At 36.9% G+C, this 24,957-nt stretch carries 27 protein-coding genes; 18 read left to right on the plus strand and 9 right to left on the minus strand.

Annotated features, from left to right (window positions below; translation table 11 throughout):
• Positions 1-156: 156 nt before the first annotated feature.
• The gene (locus HX005_RS08365) at positions 157-645 is read right to left on the minus strand and encodes a rhodanese-like domain-containing protein (protein ID WP_107007343.1); all 489 of its coding nucleotides are present in this window, start codon (positions 643-645) and stop codon (positions 157-159) included.
• 303 nt (positions 646-948) lie between these two features.
• Between HX005_RS08365 and epsC the strand changes: the two genes are divergently transcribed.
• Entirely contained in the window at positions 949-1,857 is a 909-nt protein-coding gene (gene epsC, locus HX005_RS08370) for a serine O-acetyltransferase EpsC (protein ID WP_286377163.1), read from the plus strand.
• A gap of 100 nt (positions 1,858-1,957) precedes the next feature.
• On the opposite strand, the gene HX005_RS08375 is transcribed toward epsC, so the two are convergent.
• Positions 1,958-2,746: a hypothetical protein gene (locus HX005_RS08375; protein WP_286377004.1), complete on the minus strand. Its 789-nt coding sequence runs from the start codon at positions 2,744-2,746 to the stop codon at positions 1,958-1,960.
• Positions 2,747-3,077: 331 nt separating this feature from the next.
• Between HX005_RS08375 and clpB the strand changes: the two genes are divergently transcribed.
• The 4 genes from clpB to HX005_RS08395 all read left to right on the plus strand — a co-directional run bounded on the left by clpB (position 3,078) and on the right by HX005_RS08395 (position 7,667).
• Positions 3,078-5,657: an ATP-dependent chaperone ClpB gene (gene clpB, locus HX005_RS08380; protein WP_286377005.1), complete on the plus strand. Its 2,580-nt coding sequence runs from the start codon at positions 3,078-3,080 to the stop codon at positions 5,655-5,657.
• 294 nt (positions 5,658-5,951) lie between these two features.
• Positions 5,952-6,563 carry a glutathione binding-like protein gene (locus HX005_RS08385; protein ID WP_286377006.1) on the plus strand — a complete coding sequence of 204 codons (612 nt, stop codon included), beginning with the start codon at positions 5,952-5,954 and terminating at the stop codon, positions 6,561-6,563.
• 166 nt (positions 6,564-6,729) lie between these two features.
• Positions 6,730-7,353 (plus strand): NAD(P)H-dependent oxidoreductase, encoded by a 624-nt coding sequence (locus HX005_RS08390; protein ID WP_286377007.1) that lies wholly within the window; start codon positions 6,730-6,732, stop codon positions 7,351-7,353.
• Positions 7,347-7,667: a putative quinol monooxygenase gene (locus tag HX005_RS08395; RefSeq protein ID WP_286377008.1), complete on the plus strand. Its 321-nt coding sequence runs from the start codon at positions 7,347-7,349 to the stop codon at positions 7,665-7,667. Before HX005_RS08390 ends, HX005_RS08395 begins: the two co-directional genes overlap by 7 nt.
• 78 nt (positions 7,668-7,745) lie before the next feature.
• Here the strand turns inward: HX005_RS08395 and HX005_RS08400 are convergent, their stop codons facing one another.
• From HX005_RS08400 to HX005_RS08425, 6 genes are all read right to left on the minus strand, one after another.
• Positions 7,746-8,402 carry a hypothetical protein gene (locus HX005_RS08400; protein WP_286377009.1) on the minus strand — a complete coding sequence of 219 codons (657 nt, stop codon included), beginning with the start codon at positions 8,400-8,402 and terminating at the stop codon, positions 7,746-7,748.
• 94 nt (positions 8,403-8,496) lie between these two features.
• Positions 8,497-9,297 (minus strand): thiazole synthase, encoded by an 801-nt coding sequence (locus HX005_RS08405; protein ID WP_286377010.1) that lies wholly within the window; start codon positions 9,295-9,297, stop codon positions 8,497-8,499.
• 26 nt (positions 9,298-9,323) lie between these two features.
• Complete coding sequence (gene thiS / locus HX005_RS08410) at positions 9,324-9,521, minus strand: sulfur carrier protein ThiS (RefSeq protein ID WP_107007335.1); 198 nt, start codon at positions 9,519-9,521, stop codon at positions 9,324-9,326.
• Between the two features lie 42 nt (positions 9,522-9,563).
• Positions 9,564-9,929: a DUF423 domain-containing protein gene (locus HX005_RS08415; protein WP_286377011.1), complete on the minus strand. Its 366-nt coding sequence runs from the start codon at positions 9,927-9,929 to the stop codon at positions 9,564-9,566.
• Positions 9,930-10,071: 142 nt separating this feature from the next.
• A complete protein-coding gene (gene rpoH / locus HX005_RS08420) occupies positions 10,072-10,941 on the minus strand; it encodes an RNA polymerase sigma factor RpoH (RefSeq protein ID WP_286377012.1) in 870 nt (289 codons plus the stop codon).
• Between the two features lie 161 nt (positions 10,942-11,102).
• Entirely contained in the window at positions 11,103-11,342 is a 240-nt protein-coding gene (locus HX005_RS08425) for a sulfurtransferase TusA family protein (protein WP_107007332.1), read from the minus strand.
• A gap of 389 nt (positions 11,343-11,731) precedes the next feature.
• On the opposite strand from HX005_RS08425, the gene HX005_RS08430 reads away from it, so the two are divergent.
• Positions 11,732-11,944 (plus strand): cold-shock protein, encoded by a 213-nt coding sequence (locus tag HX005_RS08430; RefSeq protein ID WP_004822370.1) that lies wholly within the window; start codon positions 11,732-11,734, stop codon positions 11,942-11,944.
• Positions 11,945-12,067: 123 nt separating this feature from the next.
• The gene (gene rhlB, locus HX005_RS08435; protein WP_286377013.1) at positions 12,068-13,219 is read left to right on the plus strand and encodes an ATP-dependent RNA helicase RhlB; all 1,152 of its coding nucleotides are present in this window, start codon (positions 12,068-12,070) and stop codon (positions 13,217-13,219) included.
• A gap of 61 nt (positions 13,220-13,280) precedes the next feature.
• Here rhlB and HX005_RS08440 read toward each other — a convergent pair whose 3' ends face one another.
• Entirely contained in the window at positions 13,281-13,661 is a 381-nt protein-coding gene (locus HX005_RS08440) for a hypothetical protein (protein ID WP_286377014.1), read from the minus strand.
• 202 nt (positions 13,662-13,863) lie between these two features.
• On the opposite strand from HX005_RS08440, the gene HX005_RS08445 reads away from it, so the two are divergent.
• The 11 genes from HX005_RS08445 to HX005_RS08495 all read left to right on the plus strand — a co-directional run bounded on the left by HX005_RS08445 (position 13,864) and on the right by HX005_RS08495 (position 24,878).
• Positions 13,864-14,442, plus strand: coding sequence for a nitroreductase family protein (locus HX005_RS08445; RefSeq protein WP_286377015.1), 579 nt, complete (start codon positions 13,864-13,866; stop codon positions 14,440-14,442).
• Positions 14,443-14,500: 58 nt separating this feature from the next.
• On the plus strand, positions 14,501-15,574 hold the full coding sequence (locus tag HX005_RS08450) for an NAD(P)H-dependent glycerol-3-phosphate dehydrogenase (protein ID WP_107007328.1): 1,074 nt from the start codon (positions 14,501-14,503) through the stop codon (positions 15,572-15,574).
• A gap of 72 nt (positions 15,575-15,646) precedes the next feature.
• The gene (gene sixA, locus HX005_RS08455; RefSeq protein ID WP_286377016.1) at positions 15,647-16,102 is read left to right on the plus strand and encodes a phosphohistidine phosphatase SixA; all 456 of its coding nucleotides are present in this window, start codon (positions 15,647-15,649) and stop codon (positions 16,100-16,102) included.
• Between the two features lie 38 nt (positions 16,103-16,140).
• Positions 16,141-17,283, plus strand: a complete 1,143-nt coding sequence (gspL, locus tag HX005_RS08460) for a type II secretion system protein GspL (RefSeq protein WP_286377017.1) — start codon at positions 16,141-16,143, stop codon at positions 17,281-17,283.
• Positions 17,283-17,762: a type II secretion system protein M gene (locus tag HX005_RS08465; RefSeq protein WP_107007325.1), complete on the plus strand. Its 480-nt coding sequence runs from the start codon at positions 17,283-17,285 to the stop codon at positions 17,760-17,762. Before gspL ends, HX005_RS08465 begins: the two co-directional genes overlap by 1 nt.
• A 90-nt stretch (positions 17,763-17,852) precedes the next feature.
• On the plus strand, positions 17,853-18,857 hold the full coding sequence (locus HX005_RS08470; protein WP_107007324.1) for a quinone-dependent dihydroorotate dehydrogenase: 1,005 nt from the start codon (positions 17,853-17,855) through the stop codon (positions 18,855-18,857).
• 1 nt (position 18,858) lies between these two features.
• Positions 18,859-19,449, plus strand: coding sequence for a CvpA family protein (locus HX005_RS08475; protein WP_286377018.1), 591 nt, complete (start codon positions 18,859-18,861; stop codon positions 19,447-19,449).
• Between the two features lie 24 nt (positions 19,450-19,473).
• On the plus strand, positions 19,474-21,018 hold the full coding sequence (purF, locus tag HX005_RS08480; RefSeq protein ID WP_286377019.1) for an amidophosphoribosyltransferase: 1,545 nt from the start codon (positions 19,474-19,476) through the stop codon (positions 21,016-21,018).
• Between the two features lie 130 nt (positions 21,019-21,148).
• The gene (locus tag HX005_RS08485; protein WP_107007425.1) at positions 21,149-23,038 is read left to right on the plus strand and encodes a M48 family metalloprotease; all 1,890 of its coding nucleotides are present in this window, start codon (positions 21,149-21,151) and stop codon (positions 23,036-23,038) included.
• Between the two features lie 169 nt (positions 23,039-23,207).
• On the plus strand, positions 23,208-23,891 hold the full coding sequence (locus tag HX005_RS08490; RefSeq protein ID WP_286377020.1) for a hypothetical protein: 684 nt from the start codon (positions 23,208-23,210) through the stop codon (positions 23,889-23,891).
• 15 nt (positions 23,892-23,906) lie between these two features.
• Complete coding sequence (locus HX005_RS08495) at positions 23,907-24,878, plus strand: 2-hydroxyacid dehydrogenase (RefSeq protein ID WP_286377021.1); 972 nt, start codon at positions 23,907-23,909, stop codon at positions 24,876-24,878.
• Positions 24,879-24,957 lie beyond the last annotated feature (79 nt).

A 24,957-nucleotide genomic window follows, 5' to 3' on the forward strand; every position in this document is an offset into this window, starting at 1 on the left:
TTTTAATTTGAATCAATCTTTTATTTTTTTCATTTTAAAGCTGTCATGCTGAATGACTAATCTAGTAGATTTACTTCACAAAATCTTCTAATTTTTTATGATTAAAAAATGAACTTTTGTGAAGTAAAATGCTAAGCTTATTCCAAAAAGTGCAAATTATTCTTGTCTCCAAGGTAGGTCATGAAAACGCCAACCATTGAAAGCACCACGATGATTATTTTCATCGAGATCGCCTTCAAAACCTTGTTCAATATTGTAAATATTTTCAAATCCTGCATTAAATGCGACATTTGCAGCAGCAGCTGAGCGCTTTCCACTACGGCAAAGTAGTAGAATAATTTTATCTTTCCCGACTTTATTTTCGAGTTCTTTGGCAAAACGTGGATTACGATTTAATGCTGTACCTGTTGCCCAAGGAATGTGTATGGTGTCCTCAACATAACCTACAAATTTGCGTTCTTCATTTGTACGAACATCAACAATAACAGCAAGATCTGATTGAAATAATGCCCAAGCTTCGTGTGGTAAAACAGTGCCAGTAAACTCTAGATAATGATCTTCTGCGCGCTGTTTAGCTTCAGTCAAAATTTGTTTGACTTTTTGTTCATCTAATTGGATGGTATTAATTTGAGTTGCGCTAGTCATGGTTCACCTTGATCAAATTCTTAAAATGTTATTTCAGAATTTATTGAAAATATTTAGGCTCAATATAATGCTTTTTTATATTCTTAAAATGAATAAAAAATGGATTGTATATTCTTTTTTTAGAAAAGTGATTTTTAAAATTTAGCTTCATTTATATACAAATCTGCTATAGATATACGAATAATTATTATATAAAAACAGATGATTAAAATACCATTTACATAGAAGAACTGAACAATCGAGTGAAACATATTTTGTTATTAAAACAATAATGAAATGAGCAAAGACATAGCAGGTAGACGTATGACCCAATGGAATATTCAAAATATCGTGACAGAATTACAGCAGGCACGCAGTGAATGGCGAACCAAGCAAAAAAGCTTAAAAGTTTTTGGAGGTAGGGAGCTGCCTTCCAAAGAAGAAATCAAAAAGATCATGAATGATCTATGTGGAATCTTGTTTCCCATGCGTTTGGGACCACACGATTTAAGACAACAAAGTGAAAATTTCTATATCGCACATACTTTAGAAAAAAACTTGTATGCCCTACAAGAGCAAGTCAAACTGAACTTGAGTTATGATGCTAAGTATAAAAAGCAACAAGAACATCTGAGTGAAATTGATGAAATTGCACAAAATATTGTGACTGAATTTGCACAAAAATTGCCTGAATTACGTCGTCTGCTCGATACTGATGTCATCGCTGCTTATCACGGTGACCCAGCCGCTCGTAGTGTCGATGAAGTATTACTTTGCTATCCTGGGATTATGGCGATTATTTATCATCGTATTGCCCATGAGTTTTATAAAAAAGATTTGTCTTTGTTAGCACGTTTGATTGCTGAAATTTCACATTCCAAAACAGGGATTGATATTCATCCTGGTGCAGAAATCGATGAAGGTTTCTTTATTGATCATGGAACAGGTGTGGTGATTGGTGAAACTTGTATTATCGGTAAAAATGTTCGTATTTATCAGGCGGTTACATTGGGAGCGAAGCGTTTTGAAGTCGATGGTGAAGGGCGTTTACAAAAGGAATATGCGCGTCATCCTATCGTTGAAGATAATGTGGTGATTTATGCAGGTGCGACCATTTTAGGGCGTATTACCATTGGTCAGGGTGCTGTTATTGGTGGGAATGTCTGGATTACACAAAGTGTGCCTGCAAATAGTGCGGTATCGCAAAGTTCAGCAACCAAGTCGAAAGTTTAGTTTGCATCAAAAATTCCAATGTCAATTGTGGCATTGGAACATTTACTCTTATGTAATTGATTTTTTAATCATATATATAAGAGTAAAATTTGATTTATATTTAATTATCAAAATTTAAATATAATTTGTTTATTCGATTCCAGTGAAAATCATTTTTTAATTTTAGATTGTGTTTTCCTAAGAAATAGTAATTTAGGTTTAATGTTGTATCTTCATCAAAACTAAAACAATCTGAGTATTTTATTAAATTAATAAAAACGGATGGATTTAATGTCTGAACCATTAATTTTTCATAGTAGTAAAAATTTTTTTGATATAACTCTTCATATTTTTTGCTAATCAAACCGTTATTTGATTGCATAAATTCTTTTGCATAAAGTAGATAGTTTTTTTTGTCATTTATATAAAAAAAATAACTTCTTAGTAAATTATATATGTCACTCGTAATGACCTGAAATAGAACATATTTATTTAAAGAAATATCAAAATAAAAAAATATATCAAATTGCATCAAAGTTTGTTTATTTATCTTATTTTTTAAAATTTCTATGGGGTTATTTTCATCAATAAAAAATCTAAAATATTCGTAAAACTCAACCTCTAATTTATAGTGAGTTAGATCAGAATCAGATATATTTTCGTAAGGATATCCTAAGCTGATTGAATTCTCAAAATCATAAATATAATTTTGATATTTATTAATAAATTCTTCAGAGTAGAAATAAGGGTATTCATTAATGAAATATAACCTATACGGTCTTGCGTTGGTATAAAAATTTTTTTCTAAAATTTTAATTTGATAGGTGTTTACTAATATATTGATAAATTTAGAAATATGGCTCTCATTGCTAAATAAAGCGATAGTTATATGTTGTGTCTGTTCTCCCATAATTTATCCTATTTTAAACTCGTTGTGAAATTGCTATATACATTCATCTTTTACCAAAAATCAACATTGTTTTTATTCTAAAAATTCTCATTTCAGCTTACTTTAAAACATTATCATGCAAATACAAATATTTTAAATTAGCCCTTATATTTTTCTAAAACACTGACTTGAAAAAGAAACATTCAGGACGCATATTAATACTGAAATATATCCTGAGTATTTTAGTAAGTTTTTGAAAAATATATTAAATATTTAAAAATTTAAGTTGAAAATTCACAAAGTGTTCCCATTTATTATTCAAGTACAGAATTTGTTGTGAGGAATAACAAGAATGCGATTTGAAAAATTTACCAACCGCCTGCAACAAGCGTTATCCGATGCCCAATCTTTAGCGATGGGTAAAGACCATACAGCGATTGAGGGTATTCATATTCTTTCGGCTTTATTGGAAGAACCTTCAAACCTCAGTTTATTGCAGCAATCAGGTGCAAATTTACCTGAACTGAAAAATAAACTGCAACAAGCCCTCAATGATGCTGCAACACTTAGCAATCCGACAGGTGATATTAACTTAAACCCTGAGGCTGTGCGTGCACTCAACTTGGCTGACAGTTTTGCACAAAAGGCAGGGGATGAATTTCTATCAACCGATTGGGTGATTTTGGCGCTCGCTGAAACAGGTGCAACCAAAACATTATTAAGTAGCGTGGGTGTGACGACTGACAAACTACGCAAAGCAATTGAAAATATTCGAGGTGGCGAACAAGTTATGGCAAATAACCATGAAGATCAACGTGATTCGTTAAATAAATACACCATTGACCTGACTGAGCGTGCGTTGTCAGGCAAGTTAGATCCTGTGATTGGTCGTGATGAAGAAATTCGTCGTACCATTCAGGTCTTGTCACGCCGCACTAAAAACAACCCTGTGTTGATTGGTGAACCAGGGGTGGGTAAAACAGCCATTGTAGAAGGTTTAGCACAACGTATTGTCAATGGTGAAGTACCTGAAAGCCTCAAAGGTAAACGTGTTTTATCATTGGACTTAGGTTCTTTATTGGCAGGTGCAAAATACCGTGGTGAATTTGAAGAACGCCTAAAAGCCGTGCTGAAAGATTTAGCAAAATACGATGGTGAAATCATCTTATTTATCGACGAATTACATACGCTTGTAGGCGCAGGTAAAGGCGATGGTGCGATGGATGCGGGCAATATGCTCAAACCTGCATTAGCACGTGGTGAGTTGCGTTGTGTTGGTGCAACCACACTGGATGAATATCGTCAGTACATTGAAAAAGATGCAGCGTTAGAGCGTCGTTTCCAAAAAGTATTGGTTGATGAGCCAAGTGTTGAAGATACCATTGCAATTTTACGTGGCTTAAAAGACAAGTATGCAACGCATCATGGTGTGCAAATTCTTGACTCAGCAATTATTGCTGCAGCGAAAATGTCACATCGTTACATTACAGACCGTCAGTTGCCCGATAAAGCGATTGACCTGATTGATGAAGCAGCATCACGCATCAAAATGGAAATTGACTCAAAACCTGAGCCATTAGACCGTTTGGATCGCCGCTTAATCCAATTGAAAATGCAGTTGGAAGCAGTGAAAAAAGATGCTGATTCTGTGAGTAAAGCTGAAGTTGAGCATCTGGAAAAACAAATCGCTGAAGTTCAGAAAGAATACAGCGATATGGAAGAGGTGTGGATTGCTGAAAAACGTTTGGTTGATGGCACAAATCAAGCCCAGATTGAACTTGACAAAGCCCGTACAGCGTTTGAAAAAGCACAACGTGAAGGTGATTTGGCAGAAGCAAGTCGTTTGCAATATGGTGTGATTCCTGAGTTGCAAAAACGTTTGAATGAAGAAGAAGTGGCGGAAGTCAATGAAGAACCGAAACTGATTCGTACCAAAGTGACTGAAAATGAAATTGCTGAAGTAGTCAGTGCTGCAACAGGTATTCCTGTATCGAAAATGCTACAAGGTGAACGTGAGAAACTGCTTCATATGGAAGAATTCTTACATAACCGTGTGGTGGGTCAGGAAGAAGCTGTGGTTGCGGTATCGAATGCAGTGCGTCGTTCACGTGCAGGATTGTCCGATCCGAACCGTCCAAGTGGTTCGTTCCTATTCCTTGGACCAACAGGGGTGGGTAAAACTGAATTGACCAAAGCATTGGGTAATTTCTTATTTGATAGTGATGATGCGATTATTCGTATCGATATGTCTGAATTTATGGAAAAACACTCGGTCAGTCGCTTGGTTGGTGCGCCTCCGGGCTATGTGGGTTATGAAGAAGGTGGTGTGCTTACAGAAGCTGTTCGTCGTAAACCATACAGTATTGTGTTGTTTGACGAAGTTGAAAAAGCGCATCCAGATGTGTTCAATATCTTGCTACAGGTATTGGATGATGGTCGTTTAACGGATTCACAAGGTCGTTTGATTGACTTTAAAAATACTGTGATTGTGATGACCTCGAACTTGGGCTCAAGTGATGTCCGTGAATTGGGTGAAAATGCCAGCGATGAAGATGTTCGTGAAACTGTGTTGAATGCGGTATCACAACATTTCCGTCCCGAGTTTATTAACCGTATTGATGAATTGGTGGTATTCCATTCATTGAAAAAATCACAGATTCGTGGCATTGCCGATATTCAGTTGGATCGTTTACGTGCTCGTTTAAATGAACGTGACATCGGTTTGAAAGTTGATGATCAAGCTTTTGATATTCTGATTGATGCTGGTTTTGATCCTGTTTATGGTGCGCGTCCATTAAAACGTGCGATTCAGCAACAGATTGAAAACCCATTGGCTCAAAAAATCTTAGCAGGAGATTTTATCTTAGGTGATACGATCTTGATCGGTGCTGAAGACGGTCAGTTGAGTTTTAGTAAACTAAAATTGAGTTAATTCAATCTATTGTATTAACTTTGTGTTACAAATAACAAAAAAGCCAGTCATGTATAAATGACTGGCTTTTTTGTTTTTCATTTCTAAAAATTCATCATTTTTAAAAATGTGTATGATAAAACATCTTTTGATTTTACATAGTGAATTTTCACTTGAAAAATTTATGGTTTTACTGAATATTCAAAGTACTACTTATTTATAAATTTACGCTTATTTGCAAATTTCACCTGATTCAACTTGAAATTGGTAAAGAAGCCCTTTAAAACTGAAATAGCCATATAACAAGGATTAGATATGAAGCTGTATTATTCACCAGGTGCATGTTCCCTCGCTGCCCATATTTTACTTAATGAAATTAATGTTGATTTTGACTTAGTACGTGTTGATTTAAAAACGCACACGACTGAAAAAGGGGCAGATTATTACGAAATTAATCCTAAAGGTTATGTGCCAGCCTTGGAAATCAACCCAGGCTTGATTTTGACTGAGAATGTTGCAGTCCTTCCTTTTATTGCGCAACATGATGCAGGACAAGATTTAATTCCACCTTCGGGTTTGGGACGTGCGAAAGTTTTAGAATGGTTAGGATATTTAAACTCAGAATTACATGATGAATATGCAGTGTTTTTTAATCCAGCCGTTTCTGACGAAGAAAAACAACGTGGTTATGTAACCATTGATAAAATGTTGAAATATATTGATGATTATTTAGGTGAGTCTGAATACGATTATTTAGTGAATGACCGTTTTGGACCTGCGGATGCTTATTTATTTGTCCTGACCAATTGGTCGAATGTGATTCATCATGACTTAACACCATTTAAAAATATTGTTGCACTACGCAACTTGGTTGCAGAACGTCAATCTGTACAGATTGCCATGCGTGATGAAGGTTTGATTCCTTAATTTTCAGTGCAATACAATTTTTTTTTGAAAAGCACCTTCGGGTGCTTTTTTATGCTTATTGATATGATTGTTGATTTTTAGTCAATAATATTTTGCTTAATCTTGTATTTTTCGCAATAACGTAAATCTTTATAGTGCTGTCATCGATTAAGATTTAGAGTTAAATATGAGCAACATTCTGATTATCAATGGCGCGAAAACTTTTGCACATTCCAATGGTGAATTGAACAATACTTTAACTGAGCTTGCAGTATCCGTGTTAAGCGAGTTGGGACATGCGGTAAAGGTGAGTCGTGCAGACTGTGATTATGATGTAAAACAAGAAGTTCAGAAATATCTGTGGGCGGATGTGGTGATTTATCAAATGCCAGGTTGGTGGATGGGTGCGCCTTGGACGGTAAAAAAATATATGGATGATGTCTTTACCGAAGGTCATGGAACTTTGTATGCCAATGATGGACGTAGCCGTTCTGATGCCTCTAAAAAGTATGGTTCAGGTGGTTTGCTGCATGACAAAAAATATATGTTGTCTTTGACCTGGAATGCGCCGATGCAAGCCTTTACCGATCCTGAGCAATTTTTCCATGGCGTGGGCGTCGATGGCGTTTATTTACCCTTTCATAAAGCCAATCAGTTTTTAGGTATGCAAGCACTTGCCACTTATATTGCCAACGATGTGATTAAAGCACCCAATATTACAGATTGTGAACAGCAATATCGTGAGCATTTACATCAGGTTTTTGCAGCATTGGCAGTTGGCTCATTGAATCAGGACGCCGCAACATGTTGATTGTGATAGCGGAAATCCATACACGAGAGGGCATAGAGCATAAAAGTAAAGTGATAGATGCTTTTCGGAAAATCACAGCAACGGTTTTGGCAGAGTCGGGTTGTCATGGTTATGAATTATTGCTGGATGCACAAGTAGAGGCTGATTTTCAGCATAAAAATCCCAATGTGATTACCATGCTTGAATATTGGGAAAGTATGCAGCACTTACAAACACATCTGGAAACAGCTCATATGCAGGCATATCAGGCAGAAGTTCAGGATGATGTATTGGAGGTCAAAATTCGGATTCTTGAAAAAGATCTGATGCTTTAAGGTCAATCAGGATCAGTTTTGATGATGATTGGGGTTTGAACAGTTATTGGGATTTGAACAGTGAGTATATGGCTGAGTTTATTTAATCATCTGTTTTAAGAAACCAGGATTGTCTTTAAATTGAATGTGTTCAAGTTGATCTGGTCGTATCGGGATTAATTTTTTCCATGAAATTTGAGGTTGAATCTGATCATCAAACTCATTCGCAAAAGTGTTTTTCAATTTTTGTGTTAAAAAATTTCCACTATAGCGTTTGGATTTACCATCAGTTTTATAGATGAACCAGTATTCAAAACCAATTAATTTCAAGTGTTTATTACGCCACTGAAAGCGATATGTCCAACCTTCGCCGTACCAATTGGAACAACTGTTCATGGCATTAAAACCGATATCCAATATGCCATGTTTTATTGCCAGACCTGCTCCTGAAATGGCATCGTTGATACAGTTTTCTTCATCAGGATAAGTCCATGCAGGAATTTTTTTATTCAAATACAGTGTATAACTTTGATTGTTTTTGAATAAAATCAGTAGTTTTCGATCCTGTATTTGGGTATTTTCTGGCTGAATCAACAGTGCGACATCACTTTGACCATCGGCATTTAAATCACCATTTGCTTTAGAAATCACTTCCCATTGAGCTGGAATAAATTTTTGTAAGTCTACAGGCGTGGCATAGCTTATATGAATGGATAAATAACTGAGTAAAAACAAAGGGCTGATTATTTTTATCATGGTATGACCTCATTTTTCTAATGATTCATTATAAATAAAAAAGGATTCCGAGGAATCCTTTTTCAATATTAAGTCATAAAAGGCTTGGTACTGATTATTTAAAGAAATAACCCGTTTCAGGTGAGCTTGCATTTGCCATGCGCTTCCGAGGCATACGACCTGCCAAATATGCTTCACGACCTGCTTCAACCGCTTTTTTCATTGCTGATGCCATTAAGATCGGATTTTGCGCCGCCGCAATTGCAGTATTCATCAGCACGCCATCACAACCCAGTTCCATAGCAATCGCTGCATCACTGGCAGTACCCACACCTGCATCAACCAAAACTGGTACTTTGGCATTTTCTTTAATAATGGAAATGGTATGCGGATTTAAAATGCCCAAGCCTGAACCAATCAGACTGCCTAAAGGCATAATGGCAACACAGCCTATGCTTTCAAGTTCTTGTGCCACAATCGGATCATCAGAAGTATAGACCATGACTTCAAAACCATCTTCAACCAACGTGCGGGCCGCTTCAAGTGTTGCCGTCACATTCGGATAAAGGGTTTTTTCATCGCCCAAAACTTCAAGTTTAACCAGGTTGTGACCATCGAGCAGTTCACGTGCAAGCATACAGGTACGCACAGCACTGTTGGCATCGAAGCAACCTGCGGTATTGGGTAAAAGGGTATATTTTTCAGGGGGAATCACTGAAAGCAAATTGGGTTGATCAGGATTTTGCCCAATATTGACACGACGAATTGCAACCGTGACAATTTCAGCACCACTGGCTTGAATCGCCAGATCAGTTTCCTGCATGTCTTTGTACTTGCCTGTGCCAACCAGTAAACGTGATTGAAAGCGACGTGAGCCAATAATTAAAGGACTGTCTGAATGATTAAAATTTTGCATGGGATGATTCAATCTCTCTATACCCATCAGCCGCCACCAACCGCATGAATAATTTCAATGCGATCCTGTGCTGCAATGGGTGTTTGCTCAAGTTTACTTTTGGAAATGATCATTTCGTTCATTTCAACGGCAAAACGTTTGCCTTCAAGGGATAATTCCTGAATGAGTTGCAAGAGGTTTTGACAAGTCGTATCTTGAGGCTCGCCATTTAAGAAAATTTGCATAAAAAATCCATTCCTTTCAAGCAAAACATAAATTTAAACGCTTTATTTTGCGTACTTCAGTGCATTCCATGCCAACAGCAACCAGCCTGCAATCATGAGTGCACCACCAATGGGGGTAATCGCACCGAGACCTCGGGGTAAACCCAATGCCATGATATAAAGTGAACCGCAGAAAAATAAAATACCGACCTGAAGCAGTAGAAAACTGGTTTTAATTGGAAGCTGCGGAATCACTTTGCTTAAAATACCCAGCGCCAATAGACCTAAGGCATGGTAGAAAAAATAATCTGTTGCTGTTTGCCACCATGCTAATTGTTCAGGTGATGCAATCTTTTTTAAACCGTGTGCGCCAAAAGCACCCAGGATCACGGCAAAAGCTAAATTCAGGGCTGAAATTGCAATCCACATAAGCCTGTCATCTACATCAATTTTCGCATCACCTTAGCACAATTTTAAGTTGAGGTTAAGGCGGAAAAACACTGTAAAAGTTAATACTTAAATAAAAAATAAAAGGGCAGATCGCCCTTTTATGAAGATAGAAATAAAGTTTTTAGTTGGATGACATCGCCACTTTGATTTTATCCATTGCATTTTTTTCCAACTGACGGATACGCTCGGCAGAAACGTTATATTCAGCAGCCAACTCATGCAATGTAGATTTATCATCATCTAGCCAACGACGCTGTAAAATATTACGAGAGCGATCATCGAGCTGTTCCATGGCATCGTGCAGGGCAGAAGTACTTTGCGCTTCATAATCTTCCTCTTCAACCAGTCGTGCAGGGTCATAACGGTTATCTTCGAGATAAAGCGCAGGTGCAACATGGGTTGAACCTTCATCGTCATCATCGCCTTGTGCCTCAAAAGCAGCATCATATGCAGTTAAACGTCCTTCCATTTCAAGGACTTGTTCAGCAGTCACATTTAAGTCATTGGCAATGGACTGTGCTTCTTCCAAAGTCAGTTTCTTGCTTGATTTTTTTAAACTACGTAAATTAAAGAACAATTTACGTTGCGCTTTGGTGGTCGCAATTTTCACAATACGCCAGTTACGAATGACATATTCGTGAATTTCAGCTTTGATCCAATGCACCGCAAATGAAACTAAACGCACACCCATGTTGGGGTCAAAACGTTTAACAGCTTTCATTAAACCAAGGTTACCTTCTTGGATTAAATCACCTTGAGGTAAGCCATAACCTGCATAACTACGTGCGATATGAACAACAAAACGTAAGTGAGACATCACTAACATTTTTGCCGCATCTAAATCTTGATCATAGAAATAGCGATCAGCCAACACTTTTTCTTGTTCGGCTGTCAAAATGGGGATTTGGTTCACAGTGCTGATATAAGCACCCAGATTAACACCTGGCGCAGATAAGGACAGGGGCATCAATTGATTGCTGCTGTCACTCATGAGTTCTCCTTATAGGATAATAGTGGTAATACCATAGCTTCATCTTAATTGTATTGGCATTCATAATTAAGGAAAATTGGGTATAGAAATGTAAACTTTTATTCAATTATACAAGCATTAACATAAAATACTGAATCTTTGTTAATTTAAAATTGAAACACTTAAGATTTTATTAAAAAATGTAGCTCATGATCTGAAATTTGTGTGAATTGGCAAATGAGTTGATGAAGTTCACAATAACGCAAAATGTCAATTTCACTATGTGGATCTGAAGCTTTTAGCAAAATATTTTGCGGCGTTGGTAACTTTTTCAATTGCTTTTTTAAAAGTAAAAGTGGCAGAGGGCAAGGTTTGCCTATGGCATCAATGGTGATGTAATCAGGAGTTAAACTTTCAGTCATTTTATGAGCAATAACATTTATCTATCAAACAATGTTTAGTCTAACAAAGAAAATAACTCAGCCCAATCTTTTTGCGTTAAAGACTTTGTGAAAAAGCATTTCAGCTAAAAGTTAGAGAAAATATTGATGAAATGAAAATATTTATCTCATAATTATCTAAAAAAATTCTATTAATTGTGATTCACCCATGTTAAGCTCCTTGCGTGTTTTAGGAATGGTGCAGTAACAACTGCTCATTTATCTGAATTACAAGTGGATGTAACCGGGATTTTGTTAATAGTCTTACAGAATGATTACAAGCTTTGAAATAAAAAATATTTTAAACTTTGTTTGCTCTGCTGTTTGCAACACCGGGTGGTCCTTTTTTCTAAATAACTGAGGATTAACTTATGACAGCTCGTGAACAAGGCGTTGTTAAATGGTTCAATGATACTAAAGGTTTTGGCTTTATTCAACGCGCTGGCGGTGACGATGTATTCGTTCACTTCCGTGCTATTCAAGGCGACGGACACCGTTCACTTCGTGACGGTCAACGCGTAGAATTCAGCGTTGTTCAAGGTCAAAAAGGTTTTCAAGCTGAAGAAGTTCAGCCTTTAGACTAATTCTTAAGTTTGTAAAAGCTTAAGTGACGCTCCAATTTTAATGAATTGGGGCGTTTTTGTTTTTTAGCTGTGTTTGTTTATAATACTTCATATTTTTATATTTTACCGTTAGAGCACGTATATATGTCATCAGGTTTCGAAACCCTAAATTTACATCCGCAACTTAAGCAAGCGATTGATGCTCTAGGGTTTAAAGAAATGACCCCCATTCAGCAGAAAGTATTGAAATATACGTTGGCTGGGCATGATGCGATTGGTCGCGCTCAAACAGGAACAGGTAAAACTGCGGCTTTTTTAGTCAGTATTATTAATGATTTATTGCAAAATCCTGTGAAAGGTCAACGTTTTCGTGGTGAGCCACGTGCTTTAATTTTAGCGCCAACACGTGAATTAGCCATTCAGATTGAAAGTGATGCACGCGAGTTAACTAAGTTTTCAGATTTAAATGTTTTAACTTTAGTGGGTGGTGTTGACTTTGATAAACAAAAAAAGCAATTAGATAAAAATTTTGTTGATATTTTGGTGGCTACTCCCGGTCGTTTAATTGATTTTACTGAGCAAAAAGAAGTTTGGTTAGATCAAATTGAGTTTTTAGTGATTGATGAAGCCGACCGTTTGTTGGATATGGGCTTTATTCCATCGGTAAAACGGATTGTGCGTTATTCACCACGTAAAGAACAGCGTCAAACGCTCATGTTCTCTGCAACATTCAGCTATGACGTTTTAAACCTTGCTCAACAATGGTTGTTTAATCCTGTAACTGTTGAAATTGAACCTGAAAAGAAAACCAATCAGGATGTTGAGCAACGTGTTTATGTTGTTGAAAAGAAAGATAAGTATCGTTTGTTGCGAGAAATATTGTCTGATGAGCCGATTGAAAAAGTCATGATTTTTGCAAATCGACGAGATCAAGTTCGAAAGCTTTATGATCATTTAAAATCAGATGGTTATAAAGTCGTGATGCTTTCAGGTGAAATCGCGCAAGATAAGCGTTTGAAAATGTTAGATCAATTTAAAAATGGTCAGCACAATATCATGATTGCTACAGATGTTGCAGGGCGTGGTATTCATGTAGATGGCGTTTCTCATGTGGTGAATTTTACGCTTCCTGAGCAGTCAGATGATTATGTGCATCGTATTGGTCGTACAGGTCGCGCAGGTACTCAAGGTGTAAGTATTAGCTTTTTATCTGAAGATGATGCTTTTTATTTACCAGAAATTGAAAAAGCGATTGGACAAAAATTGCCTTTAACACGCTTGGATGGTTATTGCTAAGCAGTTTTAAGGCGCTAAAAATAAAAGAACCTCTCGATTTTGAGAGGTTTTTTTATAGGAATTAAGCATTCGCCTGACAAGTAAAAGTCAATGTTGTTTGATAATCTGTATCTTTTTCAATACCACCTTTACCAATTACTGAACTTAATACACCTGCCGCAGCCGTAATCATTTTCCCTGTTTGTTCGTCAAATACACCTTTTAGCGCGCCATTAAATTCAACTTTTTCATCTATAACAATAGGCGTCGCCTTTTTACCACACGCATTATTTGCTGCGCTGATCGCATTATTTTTGGAAATGATCTGACTTTTGCCTAAACCAGTCACTTCATATTGGTTGTTTGGTTTTTGAATCGCTTGAGTTTGAGTCGGGTTGGAGCTACAAGCCGTAAATAAGAAAGCACTAGACAGCATAGATGCGATAATAAGCGTTTTTTTCATAGGTTCGCTCTAAATAATAAATGATCCTGATATTGCAGCACAGGAATAGAGATAAAAATGCCAAAATATGTATTAAATATGATGTTTTATATGGCAGTCCTGTGAAATAGTCAGAATTGTGTTGAGTAAATTCAGCAAATATCACGCTTTTTTAAAAGTTTATGCTAATCTTGATTCAAAAGGTTTTTATAGAACATGGTCAATGGCAGATTCAAATCTTCAAATTGTGCAGCAAAATATTCATCAACGTCAGTCTGTTGGGCATTTAATTGAGCCTGCACCCAATGCAGAACAATTAGAACTCGCATTTCAAGCTGCTTTAACTGCGCCTGACCATCATCGTTTAAAGCCAACTCATTTTATTGTTGTATCTGCCGATCAGCGTGCAGCTTTTGGTGAGTTATTGGCGGAGGCAGTTCAAAATTTAGGAGAAATGGATCCTATTCAAGTTGAACGTGTAAAAACCCATCCTTTTAGAGCGCCACTTTTAGTTTTGGCGGTGACACGTTTTGTCGAGCATCCTAAAGTTCCTACATTTGAACAAACATTAAGTTCAGGTGCTGCTATTCAAAACTTTTTACTTTCGTTACAAGCGCAAGGTTTTGCAAGTATGTGGCGTAGTGGTGCAGTTGTTGAGTCAAAATTATTAAAACAAAAGTTAGGACTACAACCTGACGATCTTATTTCAGGGATTATTTATATTGGAACTGCGGCAAAAGCGATCGCTCCACGTGCTGAACAAAGTACAGAAGCTCATGTTTCAGTTTGGCAAGCATTTTAAAATTTAAATAAGAATGAACCCTTAATATCAACATCAGTTATGTTTTAGGATAACAATAATGTCAGAGTTAAAATTTTCAGATTTGGTTGAGCCTGTAGTATTAAATCAAAAAACTGCGTTAAGAGTCACTGTGTTAGGGGGCGGTAGTTTTGGTACAGCAATGGCAAATACAGCAGCACGAAATGGTTGTGATACCATGATTTGGATTCGTGATGAAGCTGTTGCTGAGGAAATGAATGCTACACATTTAAATAAACGCTATTTGCCTGATTATCCTTTAGAGCTTGGCTTAAAAGCAGAGTCAGATTTAGAAAAAGCTGTTCGTGATCGTGATATTATTTTAGTGGCAATCCCAAGCCATTCATTTCGTGACGTTTTAAAGAAAATTAAGCCTTTTATCAGTGCTCAGGCGGTTGTGTCATTAACCAAAGGGATTGAGGCGAAAAGCTTTAATTTTATGAGCGATATTATTCGTGATGAGTTGCCAGAAGTACCTTATGGTGTTTTATCGGGTCCTAATCTTGCAAAAGAAATCATGGCAGGTCAGCCTGCGGGTACAGTGATTGCAAGTGACTCTGAACTTGTACGTTATGCCGTACAACAAGCCTTACATAGTGCTTTATTTCGTGTGTTTGGTAGTGATGATGTGCATGGGGTAGAACTTGGAGGCGCATTAAAAAATATTTATGCTGTCGCAATGGGAATGGCGGCTGCATATCAAGTAGGCGAAAATACCAAAAGTATGATTTTGACACGTGCTTTAGCAGAAATGAGTCGTTTTGCAGTGAAGCTAGGTGCAAACCCTTTAACTTTTCTTGGTTTATCTGGTGTTGGTGACTTATTTGCCACTTGTAATAGTCCTTTGAGTCGTAATTATCAAGTGGGTTTTGCATTGGGTTCAGGTAAATCCTTAGAGCAGGCGACCAAAGAACTTGGGCAAACGGCTGAAGGTATTAATACCATCGTTCAGGTCAATACTCGTTCAAAAGAACTAGATGTATATATGCCCATTACTGCTGCATTGCATGAAGTGATCTTTGAAGGTGCGCCGCCTTTAAATATTGCGGTATCATTAATGAAAAATGGACATCGTAGTGATGTAGAGTTTGTTTTACCCCATCATGAAGTCTAAATTTTTGTCAAACTGAGATAGTGTTGTCATAAAGAATCGGTATAATTCAAAACAAATCAATAAGGAAATTTTATGCAACTGACTTTAGTTCGTCATGGTGAGGCAGTTCCTGCTGTCAATGGAAATGACCATAAGCGCCCATTAACAGCACGTGGTCATGAGCAGGCAGAACAAACAGCACAGTATTTAAAAGATTTGGATAAACCAGATGTGTTTATTGTGAGTCCATTATTACGTGCTCAAGAAACATTAGCGCATCTACAACAATATTTTTCAGATGTCAGTGTGTTGATCTGCGATAAAATTAAACCTGATGACGATGCAAAAGATGCAATAGATTGGTTGTCACAATTGCCATTTGAAAATATTATTGTGGTTTGTCACATGAATGTTGTTGCACATATTGCTGAACAATTAACAGGTGAGAATTTTCATCCTTTTGCGCTTGCAGAAGCTCGTATTTATGAGCAAAGTGTGATTACTCAAGGTTTATCTACACAACAAAAAGCCTTTATTCCAACAGCGTAAAAGCATTTTAGAACAAATAACACGGCAGAACAAAATTAATGTTGTATTTATGGATGCCAGAAGCCGATGGGGTTTGGCAGTGGTCTCAGGGTGATGCATGGCATAGTGCTGTAAGTCTTGAGCAATTGATTCAAGAGTTGAAGCTTCATCAAGGTGAAGAAGCCGTTGTTTATTTTCCAAGTCGTGAAGTGCAAATTTTGCAACAAAGCTTGACGAAAGAACAATATAAAAAACTGGGTCCAGATGGACTAAAATACTTACTTGAAGAATATGTCATTTTACCTATTGATCAGATGAAGGTATTTTCACACTTTCAAGCTCCAGATCAGGTAACAATTTTAGGTATACATCAATATGCTGTAACCACGATGCAGCATTCATTGTCTTTATTGCCTGTAAAAGTGGTTTCTTTATTACCCGATTTTCTTATTTTGCCTGTGCCTGAGGTGAAACAAACCGTGCTTGCTAGTTTGAATGGGCATTTGTTGGTTCGTGAAAATGAGTGGATGGGAAATTCTGTTGATGATTTAGCGTTATATCTTGAGTTTTCTGAAAAAGAGCGACGATATAAATATGCTCAATTAACTGCTGAACAACTAGATTGTCTTTTTGCTATAACGACAACTGAATATCTTGAGCAGTTTAATTATCAATTCTTAGCAGCGAAAAAATTAAAAAATCATCCCTTTAATGTACTACCTAAAGCCAAAGAGCAAAGTGGTTCGGTTTCTGGTTATTGGAAAGCTTGTGCAGTATTATGTTTGGCTTTAATTTTAGTACAGTTAAGTTTTGATGCCTTACGTTGGGTGAAACTACGAAAAGTGGCAGATCAAACAGCATTGATTGCGATTGACCAATACAAATCTTGGTTTGGTGCAAATAGTCGAGTCACTGAGCAAAATATTAAAAGCCAATTTGAAAGTAACTTGCGTTTGAGCCAAAGTGCGAATACACAAGCATTGCAACTTTTGAGTCGAGTCGGACCTATTTTAATGCAGCATCAAATTGTGGCAAATAAAGTCAATTATGATAATACGATTTTGAATATGGATTTGATTGCGACGAGTTCAGATAAATTACAGACGCTAGTACAACAGCTTAATCAGCAAGGTTTTAAAGCAGAACTTGGGACGATACAGACAGAAGGTGCTTCTGTTGTAGGACTGGTGAAAATACAATAATGAAAGCAATAGACAATATTCAACATCGCTTTGATGCTTGGGCAGAAAAAATTACAGATCAGCTTGATAAAATGTCAATGCGTGAACGAGTAATGGTTATTTTTACCACGATTTTTGTGGTGGTTGCTATCGTGGGTTCAGCATTGTGGTCAACTCATAAAGCAGCAGAAAATCAACAAAAGCGGCTGAATGAACTTAAAGATCTTGTTGTGTGGATGCAGAGTAATGTCGTGACAATGAAACCTGCTGATGATTTATCTTTGACCGTGCCTGATAAAATTCAACGTGTCGCACAACAACAAGGTTTATCAATCGCAAGTCAACAAGTGGGTGAGCAGTTTCAAATTGTTGGGCAACATGAAAATTATGCTGTATTGGCAAACTTTTTAACACAAATTGCACAAATGGGTGTAAGCATTGAAAAAATGGAACTCATAAAAGTCGATTCACAGATTAAATTAACAGCGACAGTGCATTAAGCGGTGAAAATAAAGCAGTAGTAAGCATAGCCTTTTTGCCATACTGTGCCTATAATACGGCAACTTAAAAAGCAGTAGACTTTTCTAGCTATGATGTATTCACTTGCTCGCCCATTGTTGTTTTCTTTAGCACCGGAGCGTGCACATGAACTGACATTATCGCTGTTAAAATCAGCGCATAAAGTCGGAGCAATGCGTCAAAAGATTGCGCCTAAACCTGTTACATGCATGGGAATCCAATTTCCTAACCCCGTTGGTTTAGCGGCAGGTTTAGATAAAAATGGTGCGTATATTGATGCCTTAGCTGCGCTCGGCTTTGGTTTTATTGAAATTGGTACAATTACGCCTAAGCCTCAAGCAGGTAATCCAAAACCTCGTTTATTCCGTATTCCAGAAGCAAAAGCCATTATTAACCGTATGGGATTTAATAATGATGGCGTTGATCAGCTCGTTGAAAATGTAAAAGCTGCAAAATTCAAAGGTGTTTTAGGGATTAATATCGGTAAAAATGCCACAACACCTGTTGAAGATGCGGTTTCAGATTATTTGATTTGCCTTGAAAAAGTATATGCTTATGCATCATACATTACGGTAAATATTTCATCACCTAACACTCAAAATTTGCGCTCATTGCAAAGTGGGCATGCCTTAACTGAATTACTTGAAACTTTAAAGAAACGTCAACTTGAACTTGCTGAAGAATATCAGCATTATGTACCTTTAGTATTAAAAGTTGCACCAGATTTAGAGCAAAGTGATATTCAGTTTATTGCTTCACAGTTATTAGAATTTAAAATTGATGGCTTGATTGTGACCAATACGACCTTGTCACGTGAAGGTGTTGAAGGCTTAGCTTTTGGTGATGAAGCAGGCGGTTTATCTGGTGCCCCAGTTTTTGAAAAAAGTACAGCATGTTTGGCGGCTTTTTCAAAATTATTAAAAGATGAAATTCCACTGATTGGTGTGGGTGGGATCTTATCTGGTGATCAAGCAGTAGCAAAGCAACAAGCAGGTGCAAGTTTAGTACAAATTTATAGTGGTATGATTTACACAGGTCCGACTTTAATTAAGGACTGTGTTGACGCTATGATCTAAAATGAACACCATAGATATTGTTATACTTATACTACTGCTCATTGGAGGGCTAAACGGTTTGCGAAAAGGATTTATAAATGCCTTTGCGAACTTAGTGGGTTGGGTTTTTGCACTGATTATTGCAGCAAAATATTCAGCTATTTTCGCGCCCTCCATGGCGATATTAAGTCAAGATCCTGTGGTGCAAAAAATTGCTGCCTTTGCTTTTGTTGTATTAATTATTGTTGTTCTTACATGGATTGTAACAGCGCTACTCAACCGAATTTTAAAGACTTTTAAGCTTGGACCGCTCAATCGTTTAGCAGGTGGGACACTGGGCAGCTTGAAAGGTTTGTTCATCGTCCTCATAACTATGCAAGGCGTGGGACCATGGGTGGAAATTTCACCCCTATGGAAACAATCCAAAATGATTCAATTTCTTTTGCCTTATGCACCTTTAGCAACAGAGCTTTCTAAAGAAGCGGCAAATGAAGCACTTAGTCATATTCATTCTGAGGCACATTCTGATGATGCTTCAAAAACTGAGTCTAAGAATGGATCTTCAGCACAAGAAGATCGTTCAGCACACTCAACTAAGAACCCATTTTATTAATCCTAGCTGGTCTGCGAGGTAGCTATGTGTGGAGTCGTTGGTATAGCCGGTAAATCACCTGTTAACCAAATGTTATTTGATGCGTTAACGATGTTACAACATCGGGGACAGGATGCAGCTGGGATTGTAACTTGTCATAACGGTCGATTATTTTTAAGAAAAGATAACGGTATGGTACGCGATGTTTTCCATACTCGTCACATGCGTGCGTTGTTAGGTAATTACGGGATTGGTCATGTCCGTTACCCAACTGCTGGTTCTTCAAGCAGTGCAGAAGCACAACCATTTTATGTAAACTCACCTTATGGTATTACGCTTGCACACAATGGTAACTTAACCAATGCTGCTGATATTCATGATGATTTATTCAAAACTGACTTACGTCATATGAATACTGATTCAGATTCAGAGGTATTGTTAAACGTTTTTGCACACGAATTGCAAAAATGTGGCACTTTAGAGCCAAAAGCGGAAGATATTTTCCATACTGTTAAACGTGTCCATGAGCGTTGTAAAGGTGCTTATGGTGTTGTTGCGATGATCACAGGGCATGGTATTGTTGGTTTTCGTGATCCAAATGGTATTCGTCCATTAATTTACGGTTCACGTTTAACTGAAAATGGCGAAAAAGAATATATTATTGCTTCTGAATCTGTTGCGATTACTGCGCTTGGCTTTAAAGTTGAGCGTGATATTGCACCAGGCGAAGCAATTTTTATCAATTCGCAAGGTGAATTTTTCTCACAACAATGTGCTGAAGATTCTCGCTATCGCCCATGTATTTTTGAATATGTTTATTTTGCACGTCCAGATGCGACCATTGATGGCATTTCTGTGTATAAAGCACGTTTAAAAATGGGTGAAACCTTAGCGAAGAAAATTTTGCGTGATTGGGGTGAAGAGCACGATATTGATGTGGTGATCCCAATTCCAGATACAAGTCGTACGTCTGCGCTTGAATTGGCAAATGCTTTAGGTGTGAAATTCCGTGAAGGTTTTATGAAAAACCGTTATATCGGTCGTACCTTTATCATGCCAGGTCAACAGCAACGTAAAAAGTCTGTTCGTCAAAAATTAAACCCTGTAGAGCTTGAATTTAAAGGCAAAAACGTGTTGCTGGTTGATGATTCTATTGTGCGTGGTACAACGTGTAATGAAATTATTCAAATGGCACGTGACGCAGGTGCAAGTAAGGTTTATTTTGCTTCAGCAGCACCGATGGTGAAATATCCAAATGTGTATGGTATTGATATGCCTGCTAAAGCTGAATTGATTGCATCACATCGTACTGTTGAGGAAATTCAAGAAATTATTGGTGCTGACCGTTTGATTTTCCAAGATTTGGATGATCTTAAAGCAGCAGTAAAAACCCATAAAGTTCCTGAAGTTCAAGAGTTTGATTGTTCAGTATTTGATGGTATTTATGTGACAGGTGATATTGATGAACAATATCTGACTGACTTAGAAAATAGCCGTAGTGATATGGCGAAAAAGCAAAAAGATGGTTATATCGATGTTAATATCGATGCAGCATCTGTTGATCTAAGTGGAATTAAAGAAGGAGCTTAATGCTGAATCTAGCGTTAAACTTTTAAAAAGCGGGTAATTCCCGCTTTTTTACTTTATGATGTTTGAGCAATCAGCTTAGTGTAATGCTTATTGAGATCCATAGCCTAACAATGTAATGAGGATGTTTACATTGAAAGATGTCAGTCATTATTTAATAAAAAACAAAAATATACTGTGGTCTGCCAGTATTTGTTCAGTTGCTGTACTGATTACAATTTTTATTTTAAATACTGTACTCGGTTTATTGGTTCATTATATTAACCCTTTAGAGTCTATTTTTTGGCATACATTTAGTCCATTGTGTGTTGGGGCTTTATTGGTTGTTATTTTAGGGTCAATTATTTATGAATTTTATGTGTTTCGAGAAGGTGGGCATTCTCTTGCTAAACAATTAAAAGCACGCCGTTTAAGTTTGATTGAAAGTACGCCTGAAGAAAATGTGGCGTTAAAAATTACAGAAAAATTAGCACAAAATTTTGATATTGATTTGCCCAGTATTTATGTCTTACCTGATGAGGTGGGAGTCAATGCTTTAACAGCAGGTTTGCATCCACGAGATACGGTGATTATTTTAACGTGGGGAGCTTTACAAAACTTAGATGAGCTAGAGCTTTATGGCTTGTTAGGACATGAATTTAATCAAATTTTATCGGGTGAAGCGAAGGAAAATACCCGTTTGAAAATTTTGTATAGTGGTTTAACTTCTTTTAGTCAATTAGGAAGTAAAATTGCGAAGCAAGGGTTTAGTGTTTACGAAAAAGGACGACGTCATAAATTTGAGACCAGTTTCGTTGCGATTGGCGGTGTGATTTGGCTGATTGGCAGTATGGGGATTTTAATTTCTCGTTTAATTAAATATTTTACGCTGGGCGGACGTACTTTTTATAATGATTATAAAGCAAAACGTTTGATGTTAAATAATGCCAATATACAAACTTTATTGCGGATTTATGTGCATCATGCGGGTTCTCAGATTCATAGTGAATATTCTGAGTCCATTGCTCATATGTGTTTTGCTAACTCATTAAGCCCACAAAGTTGGTTGAATATTCATCCAAGTATTGAAGATCGTATTTATGAGTTAAATCCAACATTATTACAAGATTTACAAATAGAAAATTTAAAAAAATTACGCAGTCAGCCTCTTTTTGTATTAATGCGTCCTTTAGAAGAGTTGAGCGCAGAAAGTTATACACCGTGGATTTCGCCGCAACCTTTACCTTTGATGCGTTTATCACCGATTAGTTTTGCATTAAACGACGCAATCAAGCCACTAAATTCAGAAGTTAGGCGACAAATGCAACGCCCTGATTTATTACAGCGAGCGATGCAAACTTCGACAGGGTCTCGTGAGGTCATGGTTGCGATTCTCATGATTCGCCAATATCGAGAGTTTATTCCTTCAACGGCAGAGGTGAGTCGTGCGATTGTAGACTCATTATTAAACTTAGATGGGCGTGTTCATATTCAAATTTTTCACGATGCTTGTGCAAATTTGGGCAATATGCCTGCCACAAGCGCACGTCAGTTTGTCACTAAATTGGCTAAAATTATTCAAGAAGATGGTGAAATAGGTTTGCTAGATGCTTTGCTGATTGAGCGTGTAAAAGCTGAATTGCATTTATTGCCAATGCATACGCCATCTTCTTTAGAAACAGTAAAGCCGCAAATTGTGCGTTTAATTGATGCTTTACTACATGTGCAGCAAATTAATAGTGAAAATCAATTAGAAGTTCGATATGACATTTTACAACGTGTTTTAACTCGGGAAGAATTGGAATTATTTCGTGAAATTTCAGATGAACCAATTGATTTAAGTGAAATTTTAAATGATATTGCAGGCTTATTATTAAGAGATCGTTTGAGTATTTTGGGTGTTGCGGAAGTTTGTTTGTGGCATGATCGCATCATTACTCAAGATGAGTTAGATGTTTTAGAGTTATTGTATTGGCGTTTAGGTTTTGAAACTGAAGAAATTGTGGATCAAATGCAAAAGAAAAATAGCATCATGATTATTTAGAATGTATCTAAAATCAATCTAGATTTGATATGGTTTATTTTCACTTAATAATACATTGAATTCTATGGGTAAAATGCTTTGTTGTTTTAATGAGCGGACGAAGAGAAATCACAGCAAAAATATGCAAAGCTCGGTAGAATATGTGCTGAATTAAAGATTGAATAATGTGATGAATGTAAACGTGCAGGAACATCAGCGAAATATTTTAGCTGCTCTTGGAATAGATCTGTGGATTCCAAAGCACGGTGTGCCTGTGCGCCAATATCCAAAGACTTTATATCGAGACACTGCTGCAAAAGAAATCATTTCAGATGTGCAGTTTAAAATTGAGCCAGAGCACATTGAGCAAGTTAAGCAAAAAGAGCCAGTTCAAAATAAAATTTTAAATGTTCCAGAACATAGCGTTTCACGAGCGATTACACCTGAAGTCGCTGAGTCTGTGCTTGTACCACAACAAGACACGATTGTAGAAAGTAAAGTTGAGCCTTTCCAATTACAAGCTTTTTGTTTAGAAAGCTGTGTAATTGTCGTAGATGCTACTCATATACAAGCAGAACAACAGCAACTTTGGATGAATATTCAAAATGCGATGAGTGGGGAATACTTTGAATTAAAATGGCCATTTCCACTGACACAATTTCAAGATGGACGCGGCGCGCAAATTTATATACAAGGTTTTTTAGCTGCTTTGAAACAAGATAAAGTGATTTTAACACTTGGCTCTATTGGCTATTTACAGAGTGATGAGAGTATCCAATTAGCCAGTTTAGCGGAAATGTTAGCACAACCTTTGTTAAAACGCCGTTTGTGGGGTTTTATGCAAAGTAAGACAAAGATGAATAATATTGACTAGGCGCAGGGAAGTACGATGCAAAAAAAAGTTGTGGTATTTAGTAAAATTGATGCAGATATTTTAAGTAAGTTAGAAGCGCAATATCAAGTTGTTGTCATTAATCCTAAGATGGGCGATGTCAATGAGCAAATTCGTCAACATGTCGTCGATGCCGATGCAATGATTGGTGCAGGGCGTTTGTTAAATGAAAGCAATTTAGCACCTGCACAACAATTAAAAATTATTTCATCGGTCAGTGTGGGATATGATAATTATGATCTTAACTATTTAAATCAAAAGAAAATTTGGCTGAGTAATACACCCCATGTGTTAACAGAAACAACAGCAGATTTTGCATTTACATTATTAATGAGTGCAGCACGTAAAGTGCCTAGTTTAGATCAATGGACAAAACAAGGTCAGTGGACACGTACAGTGGGTTCGGCTCAATTTGGGCAAGATATTTTTGGTAAAACACTGGGAATTATTGGCTTAGGGAATATTGGTGCGGCAATTGCCCGTCGTGGTTTTTATGGTTTTAATATGAATATTTTATACCATAATCGTCGTGAAAAACTAGAATTGGCTCAGCCGTTAAATGCACAATACCGCAGTTTAAAAGATTTATTGCAACAATCTGATTTTGTGATCGTTGCTGTGGATTTAAATGCACAATCAAAAGCGCTTATTGGTGTAGAAGAGTTTGATTTAATGCAAAAACATGCTGTATTTGTCAATATTTCACGTGGTTCAGTTGTAGATGAAAATGCCTTGATCACAGCCTTAAAGCAACAGAAAATTTTTGCAGCAGGTTTAGATGTTTATCAAAAAGAACCTTTACAAAGCTCTGAATTATTTGAATTAGATAATGTTGTGACAATGCCACATGTTGGATCGGCAACAGAAGAAACCCGTCAAAAAATGGTTCATTTAGCCTATCAAAATCTAGTTGAGGCTTTAGAAGGACGAGTACCACATTATGTTGTTAATGAGAAATTTGGACTTTAGAAAGTAGTTTAAAAACTGCTACATTTTGTCTCGAATTTGTTCAAGATCCAATGCTATAGTGATGAAAAGTATTGATTAG

The sequence above is a fragment of the Acinetobacter sp. R933-2 genome (genome assembly GCF_030325485.1).
GTDB classification, from domain to species: domain Bacteria; phylum Pseudomonadota; class Gammaproteobacteria; order Pseudomonadales; family Moraxellaceae; genus Acinetobacter; species Acinetobacter sichuanensis.